General features: G+C 59.3%; 22 protein-coding genes. 11 read left to right on the top strand and 11 right to left on the bottom strand.

The window, feature by feature from the left end; all coding sequences use genetic code 11:
- Positions 1-199 precede the first annotated feature (199 nt).
- The 7 genes from ACYP2Q_RS15535 (at position 200) to ACYP2Q_RS15565 (ending at position 4,137) form a co-directional block, all read left to right on the top strand.
- Entirely contained in the window at positions 200-655 is a 456-nt protein-coding gene (locus tag ACYP2Q_RS15535) for a YkvA family protein (protein ID WP_459731249.1), read from the top strand.
- A 114-nt stretch (positions 656-769) separates the two neighbouring features.
- A complete protein-coding gene (locus ACYP2Q_RS15540) occupies positions 770-1,111 on the top strand; it encodes a helix-turn-helix domain-containing protein (protein WP_323607015.1) in 342 nt (113 codons plus the stop codon).
- Complete coding sequence (locus tag ACYP2Q_RS15545; RefSeq protein ID WP_007945207.1) at positions 1,108-1,479, top strand: hypothetical protein; 372 nt, start codon at positions 1,108-1,110, stop codon at positions 1,477-1,479. The genes ACYP2Q_RS15540 and ACYP2Q_RS15545 overlap by 4 nt, the downstream gene beginning before the upstream one ends.
- Positions 1,480-1,887, top strand: a complete 408-nt coding sequence (locus tag ACYP2Q_RS15550; protein ID WP_168758776.1) for an SEL1-like repeat protein — start codon at positions 1,480-1,482, stop codon at positions 1,885-1,887.
- Positions 1,888-2,292: 405 nt separating this feature from the next.
- Positions 2,293-2,619, top strand: coding sequence for a hypothetical protein (locus ACYP2Q_RS15555; protein WP_459731250.1), 327 nt, complete (start codon positions 2,293-2,295; stop codon positions 2,617-2,619).
- Positions 2,620-3,100: 481 nt separating this feature from the next.
- Positions 3,101-3,892: a PDZ domain-containing protein gene (locus ACYP2Q_RS15560; RefSeq protein ID WP_459731251.1), complete on the top strand. Its 792-nt coding sequence runs from the start codon at positions 3,101-3,103 to the stop codon at positions 3,890-3,892.
- Positions 3,893-3,921: 29 nt separating this feature from the next.
- Complete coding sequence (locus ACYP2Q_RS15565) at positions 3,922-4,137, top strand: hypothetical protein (protein ID WP_459731252.1); 216 nt, start codon at positions 3,922-3,924, stop codon at positions 4,135-4,137.
- A 303-nt stretch (positions 4,138-4,440) separates the two neighbouring features.
- On the opposite strand, the gene ACYP2Q_RS15570 is transcribed toward ACYP2Q_RS15565, so the two are convergent.
- Positions 4,441-6,234: a bifunctional diguanylate cyclase/phosphodiesterase gene (locus ACYP2Q_RS15570; RefSeq protein WP_459731253.1), complete on the bottom strand. Its 1,794-nt coding sequence runs from the start codon at positions 6,232-6,234 to the stop codon at positions 4,441-4,443.
- A 133-nt stretch (positions 6,235-6,367) separates the two neighbouring features.
- Positions 6,368-8,449: a carboxy terminal-processing peptidase gene (locus tag ACYP2Q_RS15575; protein WP_459731254.1), complete on the bottom strand. Its 2,082-nt coding sequence runs from the start codon at positions 8,447-8,449 to the stop codon at positions 6,368-6,370.
- 138 nt (positions 8,450-8,587) lie between these two features.
- On the opposite strand from ACYP2Q_RS15575, the gene ACYP2Q_RS15580 reads away from it, so the two are divergent.
- The gene (locus ACYP2Q_RS15580; protein ID WP_459731255.1) at positions 8,588-9,550 is read left to right on the top strand and encodes a zinc-binding dehydrogenase; all 963 of its coding nucleotides are present in this window, start codon (positions 8,588-8,590) and stop codon (positions 9,548-9,550) included.
- Between the two features lie 114 nt (positions 9,551-9,664).
- Here ACYP2Q_RS15580 and ACYP2Q_RS15585 read toward each other — a convergent pair whose 3' ends face one another.
- The 6 genes from ACYP2Q_RS15585 to ACYP2Q_RS15610 form a co-directional block, all read right to left on the bottom strand.
- Positions 9,665-10,318 carry an HAD family hydrolase gene (locus ACYP2Q_RS15585; protein WP_459731256.1) on the bottom strand — a complete coding sequence of 218 codons (654 nt, stop codon included), beginning with the start codon at positions 10,316-10,318 and terminating at the stop codon, positions 9,665-9,667.
- 34 nt (positions 10,319-10,352) lie between these two features.
- Positions 10,353-11,342 carry an ABC transporter ATP-binding protein gene (locus ACYP2Q_RS15590; protein WP_459731257.1) on the bottom strand — a complete coding sequence of 330 codons (990 nt, stop codon included), beginning with the start codon at positions 11,340-11,342 and terminating at the stop codon, positions 10,353-10,355.
- Complete coding sequence (locus tag ACYP2Q_RS15595; protein ID WP_459731258.1) at positions 11,339-12,139, bottom strand: ABC transporter permease; 801 nt, start codon at positions 12,137-12,139, stop codon at positions 11,339-11,341. The genes ACYP2Q_RS15590 and ACYP2Q_RS15595 overlap by 4 nt, the downstream gene beginning before the upstream one ends.
- The gene (locus ACYP2Q_RS15600) at positions 12,126-12,962 is read right to left on the bottom strand and encodes an ABC transporter permease (RefSeq protein ID WP_459731433.1); all 837 of its coding nucleotides are present in this window, start codon (positions 12,960-12,962) and stop codon (positions 12,126-12,128) included. The genes ACYP2Q_RS15595 and ACYP2Q_RS15600 overlap by 14 nt, the downstream gene beginning before the upstream one ends.
- 5 nt (positions 12,963-12,967) lie before the next feature.
- Positions 12,968-13,774: an alkaline phosphatase family protein gene (locus ACYP2Q_RS15605; protein WP_459731259.1), complete on the bottom strand. Its 807-nt coding sequence runs from the start codon at positions 13,772-13,774 to the stop codon at positions 12,968-12,970.
- 126 nt (positions 13,775-13,900) lie between these two features.
- On the bottom strand, positions 13,901-14,965 hold the full coding sequence (locus tag ACYP2Q_RS15610) for an ABC transporter substrate-binding protein (RefSeq protein ID WP_459731261.1): 1,065 nt from the start codon (positions 14,963-14,965) through the stop codon (positions 13,901-13,903).
- Positions 14,966-15,316: 351 nt separating this feature from the next.
- Here ACYP2Q_RS15610 and phnR point away from each other — a divergent pair, with 351 nt between their 5' ends.
- Positions 15,317-16,030 carry a phosphonate utilization transcriptional regulator PhnR gene (gene phnR, locus ACYP2Q_RS15615; RefSeq protein ID WP_459731262.1) on the top strand — a complete coding sequence of 238 codons (714 nt, stop codon included), beginning with the start codon at positions 15,317-15,319 and terminating at the stop codon, positions 16,028-16,030.
- A 17-nt stretch (positions 16,031-16,047) separates the two neighbouring features.
- Here the strand turns inward: phnR and ACYP2Q_RS15620 are convergent, their stop codons facing one another.
- Positions 16,048-16,815, bottom strand: a complete 768-nt coding sequence (locus ACYP2Q_RS15620; RefSeq protein ID WP_459731263.1) for a DODA-type extradiol aromatic ring-opening family dioxygenase — start codon at positions 16,813-16,815, stop codon at positions 16,048-16,050.
- 103 nt (positions 16,816-16,918) lie between these two features.
- On the opposite strand from ACYP2Q_RS15620, the gene ACYP2Q_RS15625 reads away from it, so the two are divergent.
- On the top strand, positions 16,919-17,575 hold the full coding sequence (locus ACYP2Q_RS15625) for a thiopurine S-methyltransferase (protein ID WP_459731264.1): 657 nt from the start codon (positions 16,919-16,921) through the stop codon (positions 17,573-17,575).
- 158 nt (positions 17,576-17,733) lie between these two features.
- Here the strand turns inward: ACYP2Q_RS15625 and htpX are convergent, their stop codons facing one another.
- Both htpX and ACYP2Q_RS15635 read right to left on the bottom strand, forming a co-directional pair.
- Positions 17,734-18,624, bottom strand: a complete 891-nt coding sequence (htpX, locus tag ACYP2Q_RS15630) for a protease HtpX (RefSeq protein ID WP_008059113.1) — start codon at positions 18,622-18,624, stop codon at positions 17,734-17,736.
- A gap of 315 nt (positions 18,625-18,939) precedes the next feature.
- Entirely contained in the window at positions 18,940-20,151 is a 1,212-nt protein-coding gene (locus tag ACYP2Q_RS15635) for a pyridoxal phosphate-dependent aminotransferase (protein WP_459731265.1), read from the bottom strand.
- 226 nt (positions 20,152-20,377) lie between these two features.
- On the opposite strand from ACYP2Q_RS15635, the gene msrB reads away from it, so the two are divergent.
- On the top strand, positions 20,378-20,773 hold the full coding sequence (gene msrB, locus ACYP2Q_RS15640; RefSeq protein ID WP_323607032.1) for a peptide-methionine (R)-S-oxide reductase MsrB: 396 nt from the start codon (positions 20,378-20,380) through the stop codon (positions 20,771-20,773).
- The last annotated feature ends 9 nt before the right edge of the window (positions 20,774-20,782 follow it).

Below are 20,782 nucleotides of genomic sequence, written 5' to 3' on the forward strand. Positions count from 1 at the left end.
TGAAGTCATAGACAGTGTGGGGGCCGTGCCTAACCCTCGGCAGACCTCCAAGTCAATGAAATATTAGGATTTTTTAGATGGGCAAAAAACGCCCGATCTGAGTTCAGCCCTTATGCAGTGGGCCTTTCAGCCATGAAAAGTGGCTCTGTTCACAAGGTTATCCACAATTTGTGTGGATAACATTCTTGCCGGAGGCGTCATGAAAGCACCCTGGAATTTTGCTCGTTTCCTGCCCCTGGCCGGACGCCTGCTCGCCCGTGGGCGCTTGCCGACCTTGCTGTTCGCGGTGGCCAGTAAAAGTGCCAGCCAGGGCAACCGGCTGGGCAAGCTCAAGGATGATCTGCGCCTGTTACAGGCGCTGTGCCTGGCTTATTGGCGGGGTGAATATCGTGCCATAAGCCCCAAGGCACTGGTCTCGGTCGTCGCCGGCCTGATGTACTTCCTCAGCCCGGTCGATGCCATTCCGGATTTTCTGCCGGTGTTCGGCATGATCGACGACATCGCCGTGCTGGCCTGGCTGATGAAAGTCCTCGACGATGAACTCAACGCCTTCCGCACCTGGCGCAAACGCCAAGTGCCGGAGAAGCTCGTCGTGGTCGAGCGCTTGCCCGATACCCCTGAGAAACTGAAGCTTCAAGGACCGAAAAAGACCTGATTGGGTCCAGTTTGCGCCGCAGATAGATAGCCCCCGCGACCTTAGCCGCTGTTAGGATTACACTTCTAGGGAAAAGTGCCGACTCGCTAAGTGTTTTTGTCCTACGGGGTAGTCATGGATATTCAGATAATTACACGCGAAGGCGAGCCCGAATATGCGGTTCTGCCATGGGCTCAGTATCAGGCTTTACTCAAAGCAGCAGGCATCAACGAAGCACCGTCGCGTCCGGCCCCAGCGCCGCTCGCGACCACCCCAGACCCCATTCTTCCAGGTCTGGATCAACTCCGCAGTTTGCGCGAAGGGAAGGGCATCGCCATCGAGGCGCTGGCCCGCACGGTAGGCATCAGCCCGTCATACCTGGCCATGATCGAAAGCGGCGAGCGTCTGCCCGATGCCGCGATTCGCCGCAGCCTGGCCTGGGAACTGACGGTGCCAGGGTGGAGGGATGAATCGTGAGCGTACGCATCAGTCGTCACCATTGGGACGGATTGCTCGGCGAACTGGACCAGGCGCGCCGACAGCGCCATCTCCTGACCTACCGGGCCCTGCTGGAGCGCTTGCAGCTGCCGACGCCCGCCATGCAAACCCTCACCGCCGCACTCGAACACCTGGCCGCACTGGACGCCAAGGCCGAACAGCCACTGCGCAGCTCGCTGGTGATCAGCCAGGGCGCCAGCCGCTTGCCGCGCACCGGTTTCTTTGAATGCGTCGAGCGCCTGGGGCGCTTCTCCGGCCCGTCCGACGGCGTCGCCGCCGCCTCCTGGCACGCCTCGGAAGTGGTTCGCGTGTTCGAATACGAGTACCCCGAATCGGCGGAAGCCTGAGTGTTCCTGAAGCTCAAGGCACGGGCCGGCTACTGGCTGGCCCGCCGGTTATTCCACTGGCCATGGTTCGTGCGCCAGCCGCGTGGCTGGAGCTGGATGGAGGGACAATTCGCGCGCATGGCGAACCTGGGCGATGTCGGCGCGCAGAGTTTCTATGGGCACATCCTGACCTTTCGTGGCGTTGGCCTGGGCGCGCGGGAAGAGGGTATTCGCCTGTTGCGCCTGGCGGCATTGGCTGGTGATGGCAAGGCGGCGTATCAGGTGGGTGTGATCAGCCTGGCCGGGAGCCCCAGCAAGGCTCCGGATCCGGCAGAAGCGGCGCGGTTTTGGGCCATGGCCGCCAAGGCTGGGCATCCATTGGCCGAGATCAAACTCAAAGAGTTGGCGGCTGGCGGTTCTTCGCAGTAATTCATTTATTTTTCGATAAGCACAGGTGCCGTGAGATCTTGTGCCGCGTTGCTTTTTTATTGGGCGAAATTTCTGGGCATGGTCCTAGGACGTTTCCTTCAAGTTGTGGCGGTTTTGGTGAACTGGTGCGCAGGGAGTTCAATCGATAGGCTTTGAGGGTCGCTGCATATTCAGTGACAGGGTGTAGGAACCCTTCAAGACTTTTAAGGTGATATAGCGTCGATACTTGATTGCGGCCGTTGAATTGCGTCCGTAAGATTCGTTGCGGCGGCTATGTGTGGGCACGCTCCGGCGTGGTCGAGTTTTCGCCCTAAAAGTCTCGATATTCCTACCCCGCACATAGCGGCCACCCTAACCTGTAGGAAGGCGGATGGCAGTTCCTCTCAGACTTTTAGGGTTTCCAAAATGACATCACTGCATCCCGACCCGCCTTACGAAAAACCAATTCCCCACCCCCAAAACCGCTTCATGGCGCTCACCAGCAACTGCACCGACATACCCACCCTGTTCGTCGATACCCAAGCGCCGCTGGATGTTTTGCATGACGCGGCCGGCTATCGAATTCGCGCTGTCACCCAAGTGCTGGAGAATCTGTCCATACGCGGCTCAATTGAATGTGAATCCTTCATCCTCAGCGACTTTGCCTTGCTCTGCGCGATCCCGCTTCGCGATGGCTGTGATGTGCTGGATGTGATTGGGCGGCGGTTACGGGCTCAGTCTGCGGCGGATTAGCACGGAGATTTGTAGGGGGTGATGTGGCCTCTTCGCGGGCGACGATCCGACTTGCTCGCGAAGGAGTCCTTCCCAATTACCTCTGCCCTATTAACTGGGTGATTGCACGACTTGACCAGCTATTTGCAACAAAAAAAGGGGACGGATTTATTTTCCATAAAGAGAAGGAAAAATAAATCTGTCCCCTTTTTTGTCCTTTTTTGTCCCCTGTTTTGCTCTGTATGCTTCGTACCAGTAACCGGCAGAGAGCAACCCAAAGCTGCCTGTGAGGAACGGCAGAATTCGTCGAAAAGCAGCCGCTCCGGTATATATTTGAGTACACGGTCTATAACTACTACCGTAGCCGTTCACCCACAATGCCTCATAACTTCACGGCTTGTGGTTTCTGAGGGGATTTCCTTGCCACCGAGCTAGACGACGCACTAGGCTCGGTCGACGCGGACATACGGCATCTATCAAAAAGCTCATGGGGAAAATGGTTGTGATCAAGAACGTATTGATGATCGTTGGTCTCCTCGCTCTAGCTGGCTGCGCAAACCCCTACACCAAAAACTACAAGTCACTTTCTGATCCGGAATATGTCGCCGCCTATCGAACAGCTCCCGCTCCTGCGGAACCCACCCTGGCGTTTGGCACAAACCCGGTCCAAGACGTTCAGACGTACTATGAAAATAGCTATGAAGCACTCGGCTTTAGTATGTTCAGCGACGAGTTATCGACACAGCAGAAGGCAATTGAGCAAGGTCGGGCAGTTGGCGCTGATCTGGTCGTCTACTACGAGCCCGTTTACCAGCACACCAACACCCAAGCTGTACCGATATCGCTTCCCACTCAGCAAACTGTGAGTAGTTATGGGCAAGCGACCGCTTACAACAACTATGGCGGATCAGCCACCGCATATGGCTCTTCGTATGGAACTGTTTCCGGGCAACAATGGACTACGATCCAAGTTAGCAGGGAGAGCTACCTTCAGATCGCCACGTACTACGTCAGGACCAATCAGCCCTTAGGGTTGCATTTTCGCGCACCTACAACTGCGGAAGCTCAAGCTCTTGGCACACAGCGTGCAGCTGTAATTACCTCCATTGTGCGCGGCTCTGCTGCCTATCAAGCGGATCTCCTTCCTGGAGATGCAATTCTAAAAGCTGATAATTTTTCCGTTGATCAAATTCCAAACGCTATCGATTTTGTACGCGCGCGCCAAGGAAAGACGATCGACGTCATACTTATACGAAATGGCACATCCGTAATAAAGAAACTAACAATTCCGTAGTTGAGCTTCGCGTGGTGAGTTACTGAAAGGTGGGAAGGGGCGGATTTACTTTCCAGTTTCCAAAAAAGGCAAAAAAAGGGGACGAAAAGAAGGGAAAAAAAGGCGAAAAAAAGGGGACGCGAAAAAAAGGGAAAAAAGGGGACGGATTTATTTTGGCAAAAAAGGGGCGAGGAAAAAGCAAAAAAGGGGACAGCAAAAAAGGGGACGGATTTATTTTCATTTTCCAAAAAGAGAAGGAAAAATAAATCTGTCCCCTTTTTTCGCCTTTTTTTGGCACTTTTTTCGATACATCGATAGTCTTTGGCGGCCATTGCAGGATAGCGCTCTACGCCTCATCCGGGGTCAGGTAAAGCCCCGGAATATCACGGGTATTCATCGATGTTGATTGACATGGTTATTGTTCCGCAATAATCATTATCTCAACGCATGAGGGGTGACTCTCGTGCCTACCTTCCGATGCCCGCTTGAGAGAAATCTCTGCGAGCTTTCGTGTTTCTATGGCAAGGAATTCGGTCACTATGACGCATTACGTCGCGTACCTGGACCCCTCATACAAGGCCCCAGGGCGATATCTGCCTGTCGCCAGCCATCCCCACCAAACTATCAATCACATGCACGCTCCACCCCTGCACATTCTTCGCATGATGCTTCGCCTGCGAAGCCATCTCCGCCAACTGACTAGCATCGAGTTGCCCACACGCCTCTGGATGTAAATGCACCACCCCGATCGACAGCGACAACAAGGGAAATTCCTGGCGTACGCCCTGGCGGTTGGGGGCGGTGAAGCAGCCGGCTTCCAGGTGTTCGCTGCGGTAGAAGCGTCGGCATTGGCTGTGGAAGTCGTCGAGCAGTTGGTTCAAGCGTTTGCGCCAGTCGTCCGGGCCCAGCACCAACAGGAAGTCATCGCCGCCGATATGGCCGACGAAGTCGCGGGAGGGGTCGATGCGGTCGTTCAGGCATTGGGCCAGGCAAAGCAGGACTTCGTCGCCACGGCCGTAGCCGTAAATGTCGTTGAAGGGTTTGAAGCTGTCGATGTCGACGTAGCAGATCACCGATTCCCGTTGCTGTTGCAGCAGCCGTGTGAGGCATTGCTGGATCGGTACGTTGCCCGGCAGCAGGGTCAGTGGGTTGGCGTAGCGGGCTTGCTGGATTTTCAGTTCGGTGATCAGCTTGAGTACGTCGATCACCCGGCCCAGGCCCAGGTAATGGCCGTTGAGGGTGATGATGAAGTCTTCTTCGATGCGTTGCCGGGCGCGGCTGGTGATCAGCCGGCTGACCTGTTGCAGCGACTGGCTGATCTCGACGGCCAGGAAGTCGTCGCTCATCAGGCGGCTGATCGGTTTGCGGGCGAACAGGTCGGTGGCGAACGGCTTGAGCAAGGCGTCCGAGAGCGAGTGGCGATGGACGATGCCGCAGGGCTGGTCGTGCTCGTCCAGTACCGCAAGCGAGTTGAGGTTGGCCTGGCGGCGGAAGGCTTCGAGTACGGTGGCGGTCGGGGTGTCGCGGGGCACGGCGGGCTGGTCGTTGAGCAGGGCACTGAGGTCGCTGCCATCGTCGCCCAGGGCCACGGTGCTGCTGTCGCGCCTGGGCATCAGGGTGCGGGCATCGCGCGGTGGATGCTCCTGGGGGCGGCAGAGCAGATAACCCTGGACCAGGTCGATGCCCATTTCGGTCAGTACCGCCAGCTCCTCCGGCAATTCGATGCCTTCGGCGATCACCTGGGCCCGGGAGGCTTTGGCGATCTGCAGGATCGAGCCGACGAATTCGCGCTTGAGGGCGTCCTGGTGGATGCCGTCGATGAAGTGGCGGTCGATCTTCACGTAGTCGGGACGCAATTCGGACCACAGGCGCAAACTCGAGTAACCCGCCCCCAGATCGTCCAGCGCAATGGAAAAGCCCATGGCCCGATAGTGATGCAAGGCGGTGTGCAGCAGCTGGAAGTCGTCGGTCGGGGTCTGTTCGGTGAGTTCGATTACCACCTGGTTCGGTGCGATGCCGAAATCCTGCAGCAGTTGCAAGGTGCGACCGGGCTGGTGCGCCGCTTCGAGCAAGGATTCCGGGGACACGTTGAGGAACAGTTTGCCGGGCAGTTGCTGTTCGTTGAAACGTCGGCAGGCGCTTTGCCGGCAGGCGATTTCCAGTTCGTTCAGGCGCCCCGTCTGGCGGGCGACGGCGAACAGGGCGACCGGGGAGTGCAGCGGGCTGTTGGAGGGGCCGCGGCTGAGGGCTTCGTAGCCGAGGATGCGTCGTTCAGAGAGGCTGATGATGGGCTGGAACAGGCTGTGCAAACCGCTTTGAGCCAGAATTGAACTCAAGGCACTCAGCTGTTCGGTTGTGGTCATGGCGATCTCTGGCGAAAAAAAAGGACCGGGAGCGCGCTCGTATAAAAGAGGCGCTACCGGTCCGTTATTTCACGACAGAATGATGACTGCTTGATGACGCTCCGGGGAGCGTCAGCATTAATTTGCCATCAACTTAGTGCTTGGCTACCGCCGTATTGAGTTTCAGGTAATCCAGGAGGATGCGCCCGGTTTCGCTCAGGTAGGCATCGTCTTCCGGCTTGGTCTTGTCGTCCTCGGCCGCGATAGCGTCTTCGTCTTCTTTCTTCAGCTCCTTGAGCGGCTCTTCGCCCTTGGCCTTGCGACGGATGTTCTCCATGGCGAGCTGCTTGGCTTCAATATCGGAGTGCTGGGCACGACGCTCGGCTTCATTGAGGCTGACGGTTTTTTCCGTCATCAGTTTCTGCGCGAGGGCCAGTTTGTCGCGGATGAACACGAACTCCGCATCCTTGGCCGTGCGTACGTCATGCTCGGACTTGAGCTGGGTGAGGTACGGTTTGAACGGGTCGACCGCCGGCTTGATCGCCGCCTTGATGGTGTCCCACGGCATGGCTTCGGGCAGGGCGCTTTCGCCGATTTCCTTGGTGTCGATGATCGACGGGTAATCGATGTCCGGCAGTACGCCTTGATGCTGGGTGCTCTGCCCGGAAACCCGGTAGAACTTGGCCAGGGTCAGCTTGAGCTCGCCATGGTTCAGCGGCTGGATGGTCTGCACGGTGCCTTTGCCGAAGGTCTGGCCGCCGATGATCAGCGCGCGGTGGTAGTCCTGCATGGCGCCGGCGAAAATTTCCGAGGCCGAGGCGGACAGGCGGTTGACCAGCAACGCCATCGGCCCTTTATAGAAGGCGCCAGGGTTTTCGTCTTCGAGCACATCGACCCGGCCGTCGGCGTTACGCACGAGCACGGTAGGGCCCTTGTCGATGAACAGGCTGGTCAGCTCGGTAGCTTCCTGCAAGGAGCCACCGCCATTGTTGCGCAGGTCGATGACCACGCCGTCGACCTTGTCTTTCTGCAGTTCAGTCAGCAGCTTCTTGACGTCGCGGGTGGTGCTCTTGTAATCCGGATCACCGGCACGGAAGGCCTTGAAGTCCAGGTAGAAGGCCGGGATCTCGATGACGCCGAGCTTGTAGTCCTTGCCGTCCTGCTTGAGGTTGAGGACCGACTTTTTCACCGCCTGGTCTTCAAGCTTCACCGCTTCGCGGGTGATCGGTACGATCTTGCTGGTCTGGTCGTTTGGTGCATTGTTGGCCGGGATCACTTCCAGGCGCACGATGGTGCCTTTCGGGCCGCGGATCAACTTGACCACTTCGTCCAGGCGCCAGCCGACCACGTCGACCATTTCCTTGTTGCCCTGGGCTACGCCGATGATCTTGTCGGCCGGGGCGACCTGCTTGGTCTTGTCGGCAGGGCCTGCCGGCACCAGGCGAACGATTTTCACCTGGTCGTTATCGCTCTGCAGCACGGCGCCGATGCCCTCGAGGGACAGGCTCATGTTGATGTCGAAGTTTTCCGCGTTATCTGGCGACAGGTAGTTGGTATGCGGGTCGTAGGACATGGCGAAGGTGTTGATGTACGCCTGGAAGATGTCTTCCGCGCGAGTCTGGTCCAGGCGCGCCAGCTGGTTCTTGTAGCGCTTGGTCAGGGTTTCCTGGATCTGTTTGGAGTCCTTGCCGGCGATCTTCTGCCGCAGCACTTCATCCTTGACGCGTTTGCGCCACAGGTCGTCGAGTTCCGCGGTGGACTTGAGCCAAGGGGCGTCCTTGCGGTCGATCAGCAAGGTTTCCTTGGTGGTGAAGTCGATCTTGTCGACGCCCTTGTTCAGCTCGGCAAGGGCAAAGTCCAGACGCGCCTTGACGCGGTCCAGGTAGCGCTTGTAGATGGTGAACCCGGCGTTGAGGTCGCCGCTCTTGAGGAAGTCGTCGAACTGGGTCTTCCACTTGTCGAATTCGGCTATGTCGCTGGCCATGAAGTAGCTGCGCGACGGGTCGAGCAGCTTCAGGTAGCTGTCATAGATGATCTGCGAGCGCGCGTCATCGAGCGGCGGCTTGCTGTAGTGGTGGCGCTTGAGCAGTTCCACGACATTCAGACTGGCGATGACTTCGTCACGATCAGGTTGAAGCTTGTCCCAGCTGTTGGCTGCGAACGTATTGCCGGACATCGGCAGCAGGCCGATACCGATGAAAAGGGCGAGGGCAGTGCTGGGGAACAAACGCTTCATGTTGATTCGACGCGGGGACAATTGATAACGCATATTAGGCCGTCTTTGAAGTCGCCGGTTCCACATGGGCCGGTCGCATAATGCAAAAAGCCCGGCGCTTCAGCTTCGGGCTCAGTCCAGACTCACTATGGAGGCACTGTGAAAGCATTGCAAGGCGTTGACGGTCAAGTGGTGTGGGATGAAGAGCCCAGTCCTGAGTGTGATGCGGGGCAAGTTCGGATTCGAGTGGCGGCAGCGGGTCTCAATCGCGCCGATTTGTTGCAGAAGGCAGGGCTTTATCCACCACCGCCAGGGGCCAGCCAAGTGCTTGGGCTCGAGTGTTCCGGGGTGATCAGCGAAGTTGGCCCGGGCTCGTCCTGGCAGGTGGGCGATCGGGTTTGCGCCTTGCTGGCCGGGGGCGGGATGGCCGAGGAGGTGGTGGTCGACGGGCGGCACGTGTTGCCGGTTCCCGACGAAATGTCACTGGCCGAAGCGGCTGCGTTGCCGGAAGTCTACGCCACCGTCTGGCTGAATCTGTTTCAACTGGCAGCACTCAAGCCGGGTGAAAAAGTGCTGTTGCACGCGGGAGCAAGTGGAATCGGTTCAGCTGCCATTCAGCTTTGCAAGGCGTTCGGCAATCCGTGCTGGGTCAGTGTCGGTTCCGCCGAGCGCCTGGCCTACTGCGAAGCGCTTGGCGCCCAGGGCGGCGTGGTGCGCACTGACGATCTGGATAGTCTGCGCGACCTGGGGCCGTTCGACGTCATCCTCGACCCGGTGGGTGGTAACTATGCGGCGCTGAACCTGAAACTGATGGCGGCTGATGGCCGTTGGGTGCTGATCGGACTGATGGGTGGGCGCGAGGCGAAGCTGGACCTGGCGCAGGTGTTGGCCAAGCGCGTGCAGTTGCTGGGCTCGACCCTGCGCAGTCGTAGCGATCAGTTCAAGGCGGATTTGTTCAGTGATCTGGGCCAGCATGTCTGGCCGTTGTTTGCCGATAAACGCCTGAGCCCGCAGCTGGCCAAGGCTTTCCCGATCAAGGATGCCGAAGCGGCGTTTGCGGAGTTGGCGAGTAACACGGTGGCGGGGAAGCTGGTGTTGGTGATTGACGAGAGCCTGACCTGACCTTTGTAGGAGCGAGCTTGCTCGCGATGAACTTGAAGGCGACGCAATTTATCAGGTAGCACGCGTTATCGTTCACGTCCATCGCGAGCAAGCTCGCTCCTACAGGGTTCCTGGTTATTTCCAGTTATGGATCGGCCAGCCGGCCTTTTGCGCCTGCTCGAGCAATACCGGGTCCGGATTGACCACGTGCGGGAAATCCACTTTCAGCAACAACGGCAAATCATTGCGTGAATCGGAATAGAAGCTCGCGCCTTCCAGGTTCTCCTCCTCCGCATCCAGCCACTCCATCAGCCGGGTGATCTTGCCTTCGCGATACGTCAGGGTACCGACGGTCTTGCCGGTATAGGCCCCATGCGCCACTTCCAGCTCGATCCCGAGTATCTCGTCGATGCCCAGGCGTTCGGCAATCGGCTTCACCAGGTGTGTGCCCGAGGCGGAGATCACCAGGATCCGGTCGCCGGCCTTGCGGTGGGCGGCGATGGTTCTGGTGGCGTCGCTGAAGATGATCGGTTCGATGAAATCTTCCACCCACGGGCCGACCAGGTGCTCGACTTCCTCGGGGGTACGGCCGATCAGGGGTTCCAGGCTGAAGGCCATGTAGTCCTCCATGGCCAGGTGGCCCCTGCCGTAGGCGTCCATCAATTCCTTGTCGCGACGCAGGAAGGATTCGCCGTCGACCCAGCCGAGGCGGACCATTTGCTCACTCCACAACGAGGCGCAGTCGCCGTGGATCAGGGTTTCGTCCAGATCAAAAATTGCCAGGGCCATCAGTGCAACTCTCTCTTCAACGTCAGCAAAGGCATCAGGCTACCTCACACAGGGCTGTCGGATCGATGGAAAGTGCCAGGCGCTGACCATCGGGATGCAGGTCGGACGCCGAACGGTTCAGCACATCCACCACCAGTTCCACGCCGCGGGCTTCGATGCGGTAGCGAATCACGTTGCCCAGCAGGCTGTGGCTGCGCACCTGGGCGTCGAGATCGCCGTCGAGGCTCAGTTCGATGGCTTCCGGGCGAATGGCGATGCGGTGGTTGATCGGCCGTTGCAACAGCTTTGACGCGCTGTCGGCGTCCAGCAGGTTGTAGTTGCCGATGAAGCCGGCGGCGAAGACGTCCACCGGTGCCGTGTACAGGGTTTCAGCGTCACCGCTTTGTACGATCTTGCCCTGGTTCATCAGGAAAATGCGATCGGACATGGTCAGTGCTTCTTCCTGATCGTGGGTGACGAAGATGGTGGTCAGGCCCAGCTCGCGCTGGATCTGACGGATCTGTTCGCGCAGGTGCTTGCGAATCCGCGCATCAAGGGCCGACAGCGGTTCATCCAGCAACAACAGGCGCGGTCGGGTCACCAGTGAACGAGCCAGGGCGACGCGTTGGCACTGGCCGCCCGACAGCTGGTGCGGGTAGCGGCTGGCAAAGTCGTTCAGTTCCACCAGCTGCAACACCTCGGCGACACGCTTGTGGCTGTCGTCGGCGTTGACCTTCTGCATGCGCAGGCCGAACGCGACGTTTTGTTCCACGGTCATGTTGGGAAACAGCGCGTAACTCTGGAACACCATGCCGATCCCGCGTTTTTGCGGGCTCAGCGGCACAATATCGACCCCGTCGAGCAGGATCTTGCCGCCATCCACCGGCGTCAGCCCGGCGATGCAGCGCAGCAGGGTGGATTTTCCGCAACCGGACGGGCCGAGCAGGGTGACGAATTCGCCTTTGTGAATTTCGCAGTTGATGTCGCTGAACACCGTGGTGCCGGCGTAGTTCTTTTGCAGATGTTGGACGCTGACATAGCTCATTCGCTTTTGTCCCTGTTCAAGATGTTGGCGATCCAGGTCAAGACCAGCACAAAGAGGAAGTAGGAAATCACCAGCGCACTGGTGAAGTGACCGCTGCTGTTGCGCATGTTGTTGAGGTAGACCTGCAGTGTTTCGTAGCGGGTGCCGACGAGGATGTTGGCGAACACGAACTCACCGAACAGGAACGAGAACGACAGCAGCAACGCCACCATCAAGCCCTTGCGCAGGTTCGGCAGCACCACCAGGAACGCCGCTTGAAAGGTGCTGGCACCGAGCAGTTGGGCGGCGTCCATCAAATCGCGCAGGTTGATCGCTTGGAGGTTGTTGGTGATGGCGCGGTACATGAACGGCAGCGCCACGGTGAAGTAGCAACCGATCAGGATCCACGGTGTGCCGACCATGGCAAACGGCCCGGAACCGTAGAGCTGCAGCAGGCCCACCGACGACACCACCGGCGGCACGGCGAAGGGCAGCAGGATCAGGATATTCATCAGCGCATCGAGTCTGGGGAAGTGGTAATGCACCACGAACAGCAGCGGCAGGATCAGCACCACCGCCAGAACCAGCGCACCGACGCAGACCAGCAGCGATTGCCCGAAAGCGCTCAGGAAGCGCGGATCGCTCCATAGCTGCGCGTACCATTTGATACTGAAACCGCTGGGCAGGATGGTGGCTGACCAACTGCTGGAAATCGAATAGATGAAGGTGCCGACCAGCGGCAGCAACATGATGGCAAACAGCAGATAGACCACCACCCGATGATAGACGCCGGCGGGCCCCGATTCAGCGCGAGACATGGTAGCTCCTCTTCAACAGCAGTTGATGGACGATGGTCACCAGGGTCATCAACGCCACCAGCACCACGGCCAGGGCACTGGCCAGGTTCGGGTCGAGGGAAATATCGCCCGAGACCATCGCGGCGATCCTGATCGTCAGCACGTTGAAGTTGCCCGTGGTCAGGGCATACACCGTGGCGTAGGCGCCCAGGGCATTGGCCAGCAGGATCACGAAGGTGCCGAGCAGCGCCGGGGTCAGCACCGGCAGGCCGATGTGCCGCCAGTACTGCCAGCCGTTGGCGCCGAGCAGCTCGGCGGACTCGCGCCAGTCTTCGCGCAGGGCGTCGAAGGCCGGGTAGAGCAGCAGCACGCCCAGGGGAATCTGGAAGTAGGTGTAGAGAATGATCAGCCCGGTTTTCGAGTACAGGTTGAAGTCCTGGATGATCCCGGCCTGCTTGAGCATGATGGTGAAGCTGCCGTTGAAGCCCAGCAAAATGATGAAGGCAAAGGCCAAGGGCACGCCGGAGAAGTTGCTGGTCATGTTGGCGAAGGCGTTGACGAAGTTGCGCAGTCTGGAGTCGACCCGGCGCAGGGAGTAGGCGCCGAGCACGGCGATGATGATGCCGAACACGCTGGACCAGAAACTGATCTCGAGGCTGTACTGGATCGCCTGCAGGTAGAACTTCGAGCTGAAGATCCTGGTGAAGTTGGCAATGCCCCAACCGAACTCTTCCGATTCCAGGCTATTGATGATTACCCACGTCAGCGGGGCGATTTCGAACACGATAAAGAACAGGGCGAAGGGCACCAGGCACAGGGCTGCCAGCCATTTGCCGCGAGTCATGGCGGTCACTTGAGCAGCTCCCGGCACACGGGTTTGTCGTGGGGTACGCCCAGCAGTTCGCAGACGGTACCGCAGAGGTCGGTCTGTTTCGGCGCCGCATCGGTATTGAAGCTGAAGGCATCGCCAAGCACGAACAGCGGCACTTCGCGTTCCTCGGGCAGCAGGCCGTTGTGGGAGCGGTCGTTGTTCATGCCGTGGTCGGCGGTCACCAACACCTGGTAACCGGCGTCGAGCCAGCCTTGCAGGTAGTCGGCGAGGTAGATGTCGGCAAAGCGCGCGCTATTGCGGTACTGCGGGGTGTCGAGGCCGTGCTTGTGACCGGCGTCGTCGATGTTCATCGGGTGGATCAGCAGGAAATTCGGCGCATGGCGCAGGCGCAGGTTTTCGGCGTCGGCGAACAGGTGCGAGTCGGGGTAGTGATCGCTCCAGTAGAAATGCCCGTGCTGGATCGGCAGGTTGGGGTTGTCGGTGTGACGATCCCGGGACGCCACGAACGGCGAACAGTTGTACAGCTCACTGACCCAGTGATAAGCCGCCGCCGCGGTTTTCAGCCCGGCGTCGGTGGCGTAGTGATAGATGCTGCGCTGGTTGGACAGGCGCGAGACGTTGTTGTGCACGATGCCGCTGTCGATCGGCTTGACGCCGGTCAGGATGCATTCGTAAAGCGGTCGGGACAGGGCCGGCAACTCGCACTCCAGTTTGTAGAGCGCTGCGCGTCCTGCGCCGACGTAAGCCTGAAGGTGCCCCATGGCGTGGCGCGCGACTTCGTAATTGAGGCCGTCGAGCACGACCAGGATGACGTTGTGTTTCATGGGGGCGCAACTCCGTGGGTTCTGGCAAACCTGTACGAGCCGGCTTGCTGGCGATCCAGGCACCCCGGTCTCTCTAAGCACCGAGGTGATCCATTCGCCAGCAAGCTGGCTCCTACAGATGAAGCATTACTTCATTTCTACGATGACTTCTTCGTTCCACTTCTGCGGCAGGGCCTTGGAGGTTTTTTCCCAGGCATCCGCGTCCTTGATCGGCGTGACCTTCTTGTACTGCTCGTTCGGCAGCAGCTTGGCTTTCACGTCATCCGGCAGCGTGATGTGTTCGGCGCGGATCGGCCGCGCATTGCCCTTGGCCAGATTGATCTGGCCGGCGTCGCTGAAGATGTACTCGCGGGTCAGCTTGGCGGCGTTGGGGTTCTTCGCGTACTTGTTGATGATGGTGGTGTAGCCGGAAATCACCGAGCCATCGGACGGGATCAGCACCACGTAGTCATCCGGGTTGGCCATCTTGGCCTTGTAGCTCAGGCCGTTGAAGTCCCAGACCACGCCGACTTCGATCTCGCCTTTTTCCATGGCGCCAATCACCGGATTGGACATCGACAGGCGACCCTGCTTGGCGATGTCGGCGAACAGCAACAGCGCCGGCTCAAGGTTTTTCTCGTCGCCGCCGTTGGCCAGTGCGGCGGCCAGAACGCCGTTGGCCGCCTGGGCCGCGGTGCTTACGTCACCGATGGAAACCTTGTACTTGCCGGTCTTGAGGTCAGCCCACTTGGTCGGCACGTCGGAACCGTGCAGCAGCTTTTTGTTGACGATGAAAGCGATGGTGCCGGTGTAGGCCAGTGCCCAGTTGCCGTCCTTGTCTTTCGCCCAGTCCGGGATCTGGTCCCACGTCGTTGGCTTGTAGGGCTGCACCACGCCTTGCTTGACCGCGATCGGGCCGAAGGCGGCACCGACGTCGCCGATATCGGCGCTGGCGTTGTCTTTTTCCGCAGCGAACTTGGCGATTTCCTGGGCGGAGCTCATGTCGGTGTCGATGTGTTTCAGGCCGTATTTCTTGGCCAGGTCTTCCCAGGTGCCTTTCCAGTTGGCCCAGTCATCGGGCATGCCGACGCTGTTCACCGCGCCTTCCGCTTTCGCAGCGGCTTCAAGGGTTTTCAAATCATCAGCCGCCATGGCGGCGGTGCACATGGCAATGGTCGAGCCTAACAGTGATGCCAGGAAAAGCTGTTTCATTCCGAAGCTCCTATGGGCGTTTTCAACGCTGCGATTGCGATTGTGTTGGTCTAGGTCAGCAATACCTGAGCCAATCTAAGGCGGCTCGATGACACTTTGATGTCGTTCGTCGCCCCGATGGAGGTTGATTTGCCCAGTTTGGGCGGGTGCCAAGTAAGCGTAGACCATGGGCGAAGTCGCATTACACAAGGCACCTGGCCGACGTCTTGCAGGTTCTTGGGGTGACCGTCGGGCGGCTTTGTCATCTGTCGGTCATCTGCATTGCCTACGCTTGCAGTGTCTTGAAACTGCTGATTTACCCAGCGGTTCTGCCCCGAAAGAGTGCTGGTCTAGTCCAGATAGGTAACGTTGATGCGCGATGAAGCAACAAAAGCGGTAACAGCCATTGGCCAGGTGCTTCAGGAGCAGCTCGATCACGGGCTGCTGGCGCCCGGGAGCAAGTTGCCAGCCGAGCGCAAGCTCAGTGAGTTGTTTGGGACCACGCGCATTACCGTGCGCGAGGCATTGCTGCAGCTTGAAGCCCAGGGCCAGATCTATCGCGAAGAGCGTCGTGGCTGGTTCGTGTCACCGCCGCGCCTGGCCTACAACCTCATGCAGCGCAGCCACTTCCACGCCATGGTCAGCGCCCAGGGGCGGGTGCCGTCCACCGAAGTCATTTCGGCGCGATTGCAGCCGGCATCGGCGGCGATCTGTGCCTGGTTACAGTTGCCGGCGTTGTCGAGCGTGATTCAGGTCTGTCGTTCGCGACGTATCGATGGGCGGCTGGTGCTGTACGTGGAGCACTATCTGAACCCGCAGTATTTTCCGGGGATTCTGGATTTCGACCTGAACCAGTCGATCACCGAGCTGTACGCGCGGCACTACGACCTGCACTACGGGCGGGTACGCTTCGAGATCGTGCCGACGGCGCTGTCAGCGGACGCGGCGGCCGCCTTGCGGGTGTCGGTGGGTAGCCCCGGATTGCGCATCGCCCGGGTCAATTACGATCAGCTCGGGCGGTTGATCGATTGTGACCTGGAGTTTTGGCGCCACGATGCGATTCATGTCGGGGTCGACGTGGTCTGACCCAGGCCACTGCGGGCCTATCCGAAACGGTAGATGTCCATGCCCAGCGCGCCCAGGGTGAACCCCTGGTGGGCAATGCTGAACTCGCCCCCGGCACTGCGGGCGAAGTACAACGGCAACAGATGTTCATCGCTGGGATGGTTACGCACGGCGTTCGGTGCCTGCCGGCGATAGTCGTGCAGGGCGGCTTCATCCTTTGCCGCGAGCTTGTCGATCATCCAGTCGCGAAATTCCCGGGCCCAGGGTTCCACGCTTTCGGGGCCGGCATGCCAGTCCAGCTCTCGCAGGTTGTGGGTGATGCTGCCGGAACCGATCAACAGCACGCCCTGTTCGCGCAAGCCGGCCAATGCCTGGCCCACGCGGGCCTGCAGGGCCGGCCCGCCGCGGGTCGGCAGTGAAACCTGGACAATCGGGATGTCGGCCTGCGGATACATCAACGACAGCGGCACCCAGACGCCATGGTCGAACGGTCGTGTGCTGTCAATGCGGGCGGGAAGGGCACTGGCGCGCAACAGATTGACCACCTGTGCGGCCAGCCCGGGGTTACCGGGAGCTGGATATTGCACCTCGAACAACGCTTTTGGAAAACCGCCGAAGTCATGCCAGGTATCCGGCTGCGGGTTGCCGCCGACCAGCAGTTCATCGCTTTCCCAGTGCGCTGAGACTATCACGATGGCGTCTGGCCTGGGCATCTCTGCCGCCAGGCGAGCGAGGGCCGGTCCGCTGGCGCCCGGTTCCAGGGCCAGCATCGGCGAGCCATGGGATATGTACAGGCTGGGGAACATGGATGAGCTCCTGAGAGTTAAGATAGGCCCATCTTCTGTCAGATCATTGATCTAAATCTAATATAAGTTTTAGGGTGTTTTGATCGAATTTTCGGGGTTATTTATGCAGCCGGAGTTTTGGCACAAGAAGTGGGCGTCGAATCAGATCGGCTTTCACTTGCCGCAAGTGAATCCTTATCTGCAACGGTTTTGGCCGCAGTTGGGTGTGGAGGACGGCGCTCGCGTGCTGGTGCCGTTGTGCGGCAAGAGCCTGGATTTGTTGTGGCTCGCACGGGAAGGCCATGAGGTACTGGGCATCGAACTGTCGGAGAAAGCCATCGAGGATTTCTTCAATGAGCACCAGTTCGACCCTGATGTCAGTGAGCAGGGCCCGTTCAAGGTCTATCGCGCAGGCTCGATCGAGCTGTGGTGTGGTGATTTTTTCGATTTGACGGCCGGTGATGTGGCCGATTGCGCCGCGCTTTACGACCGCGCCGCGCTGATTGCGCTGCCGTCGCCCATGCGTGAGCAATACGCCGCGCATCTGGCGCGGATCGTGCCGAAGGATGCGCTTGGGTTGTTGATCACGCTGGATTACGACCAGGCGCAGATGGCCGGGCCGCCGTTCGCCGTGCTCGACGAAGAAGTGCAACGGTTGTTCGGTGCTTCGTGGACGCTGAAGATCCTCGAAGACCAGGATGTGCTGAGCGAGAGCGGGAAGTTTCTGGAGGCGGGTGTCACGCGGCTTGAGGAGCGGGTGTATCGGGTTTCCACTCAGTAAAAGGTGTTGGTTTACCGGGCCCCATCGCCAGCAGGCTGGCTCCCACATCTACTGTGGGAGCCAGCCTGCTGGCGATGGGGCCATGAAAAACACCATAACCATCCAGTAGAAAAAAAGGCCCGCGTCTCTGCGGGCCTTCTTGTTTACTTCAGAACCTCTCAGCCCCGACGTCGGGCCAGTGCGTCGATGCGCTCTTCCAGCGGCGGGTGGCTCATGAACATGCGGGCAAAGCCCTGTTTGATGCCACCGTTGATGCCGAAGGCGTTCAGGGTGTCAGGCATGTGCACCGGCAGGCCCTGTTCCGCACGCAGGCGTTGCAGTGCACCAATCATCGCGGCGGTGCCGGCCAGGTTTGCACCGGCTTCGTCGGCGCGGAATTCGCGTTTGCGCGAGAACCACATGACGATGGCGCTGGCCAGGATACCCAGGACCAGTTCGGCGAAGATGGTCGCCACGTAGTAGGCAATGCCCTGGCCTTCTTCGTTCTTGAAGATCACCTTGTCGACAAAGTTGCCGATGATCCGCGCGAAAAACATCACGAAGGTGTTCACCACGCCCTGGATCAAGGCCAGGGTGACCATGTCGCCATTGGCCACGTGGCCGATTTCGTGGGCCAGGACGGCTTTCACTTCATCCGGCGAGAAACGTTCGAGCAGGCCCTGGCTGACGGCGACCAGTGCATCGTTCTTGTTCCAGCCGGTGGCAAAGGCGTTCGCCTCATAGGCCGGGAAGATCCCGACTTCGGGCATCTTGATCCCGGCTTCGCGGGACAGTTGCTCGACCGTTTGCAGCAGCCATTGCTCGTGACGCGTGCGCGGCTGGCTGATGATTTGCGTGCTGGTGCTCATCTTCGCCATCCACTTGGAGATGAACAGTGAGAACAGGGAACCAGCGAAACCGAAGACCGCACAGAAAATCAGCAGCTGATTGAGGTTGAGATCAACCCCATTGGCCGCCATGAACCCGTTGAAGCCGAAAAGGCTCAGGGTGATGCTGGCAATCAGCACGACCGCCAGGTTAGTGGCCAAGAACAGCAGGATGCGCATCATGGTTGTAGAAATCTCCTCATGCTAAAGATGTAGCGTACTGCGGGGTATATAAGGTGCTGCACCGGGGTATTCAACCAAGTGACTATTTCAAACTGTGTCCTACAGCAAAAGCGTAGCTGGTTGCAGGGCATTTCCGACGTGGGACGGCGAAGTTGTTTGTCAGGTCACCGGCGGCTGGGTGCCCATGGTTACTCGACGTGACCAGGCAATGTGTCATTGCACAGGCATCGAGGCAGCCGTCATGGGTAGGACGTAAACATGTGTTGCAGAATGAATCACCGTGCGATGTTTCTGCCATCGCACGGAGACAAGGCGTTACTGGCGGTAGGACTTGAGGAAATTGCCGATGCGTCCGATAGCCATGTCCAGGTCATCGACGCGCGGCAGGGTCACGACGCGGAAGTGGTCGGGCCATGGCCAGTTGAAGGCCGTGCCTTGCACCACCAGCAGCTTCTCGGAGAGCAGCAGGTCGAGGACGAATTTTTCGTCGTTGTGGATCGGGCAGATCTTCGGGTCGATCCGCGGGAAGGCATATAGCGCGCCCATCGGTTTGACGCAGCTCACCCCGGGAATGTCGTTGAGCAGTTCCCAGGTGCGGTTACGCTGTTCCAGCAGGCGCCCTTGCGGCAGCACCAGATCGTTGATGCTCTGATAGCCACCCAGCGCGGTCTGGATCGCGTGCTGGCTCGGCACGTTGGCGCACAGGCGCATGTTGGCCAGCATGTCGATGCCTTCGATGTAGCTCTGGGCGTGCTGTTTCGGACCGGAAATGGCGATCCAGCCGGAGCGGAAACCGGCCACGCGATAGGACTTGGACAGGCCGTTGAAGGTCAGGCACAGCAGGTCCGGCGCCAGCGAGGCGGTGCAGATGTGCACGGCATCGTCGTAGAGGATCTTGTCGTAGATCTCGTCGGAGAACACCACCAGGTTGTGCTGGCGGGCCAGTTCCAGCATGCCCAGCAGCACTTCTTTGGAATACACCGCACCGGTCGGGTTGTTCGGGTTGATGATGACCAGCGCCTTGGTGTTGGGGGTGATCTTGGCCTTGATGTCGGCCAGGTCCGGCCACCAGTTGGCCTGTTCGTCGCACAGGTAATGCACCGGGTTACCGCCCGACAGGCTCACCGCGGCGGTCCACAACGGATAGTCGGGAGCCGGCACCAGCACTTCGTCGCCGTTGTTGAGCAGGGCCTGCATCGACATCACGATCAGCTCGGAAACGCCGTTGCCCAGGTAGATGTCCTCGATGCCGACGCCTTCCACCTGCTTTTGCTGGTAGTACTGCATGACGGCCTTGCGCGCGCTGAACAGGCCCTTGGAGTCGCTGTAGCCCTGGGCGGTCGGCAGGTTGCGGATCACGTCCTGGAGGATTTCGTCCGGCGCTTCGAAACCAAAGGGCGCCGGGTTGCCGATGTTCAGCTTGAGGATGCGATGGCCTTCCTCTTCCAGGCGTTTGGCGTGCTTGAGCACTGGGCCGCGAATGTCATAGCAGACGTTGGCGAGCTTGTTCGATTTGCTGACCTGCATGGCGATGTGTTCCCGAAAATGAACGATCCAGGCGGCGTGTGGACAACCGTGCTGGGAAACCTGCGTTATCACACAGGCCTGGCGCCTTGAGAGGCAGCACCCATAAATCCGTTTGAATGCGCGTGGTCTGGCTGCCAGACTGGCGTTTGACGAGGCGCAATCATACGTGCCGACCGATCCGTGGAAAAGGTACAGATCGGGCTTTTTCAACTGCTGAGGTGTGATGATGGAAAAGTTGGAAAAATCCCTGGAAGAATGGAAGGCCATGCTCGATCCGGAGCAATACAACGTTTGCCGGCTCAAGGGCACCGAGCGCCCGTTTTCCGGCAAGTACAACGGCACCAAGACCGATGGTGTCTATCATTGCATCTGCTGCAACGAGCCGTTGTTCGACTCCGCCACCAAGTTCGATTCCGGCTGCGGCTGGCCGAGTTTCTACGCGCCGATCGGCGACAGTGCCATGGTCGAGATCCGCGATGTCAGTCACGGCATGATCCGCACCGAAGTGGTCTGCGCCAAATGTGACGCGCACCTGGGTCACGTATTCCCCGATGGTCCGCCGCCGACCGGATTGCGTTATTGCATCAACTCCGTGTGCCTGGACCTGGTGCCACGCGAATAAGATCACCTC

The organism is Pseudomonas sp. MHK4 (assembly GCF_054600775.1).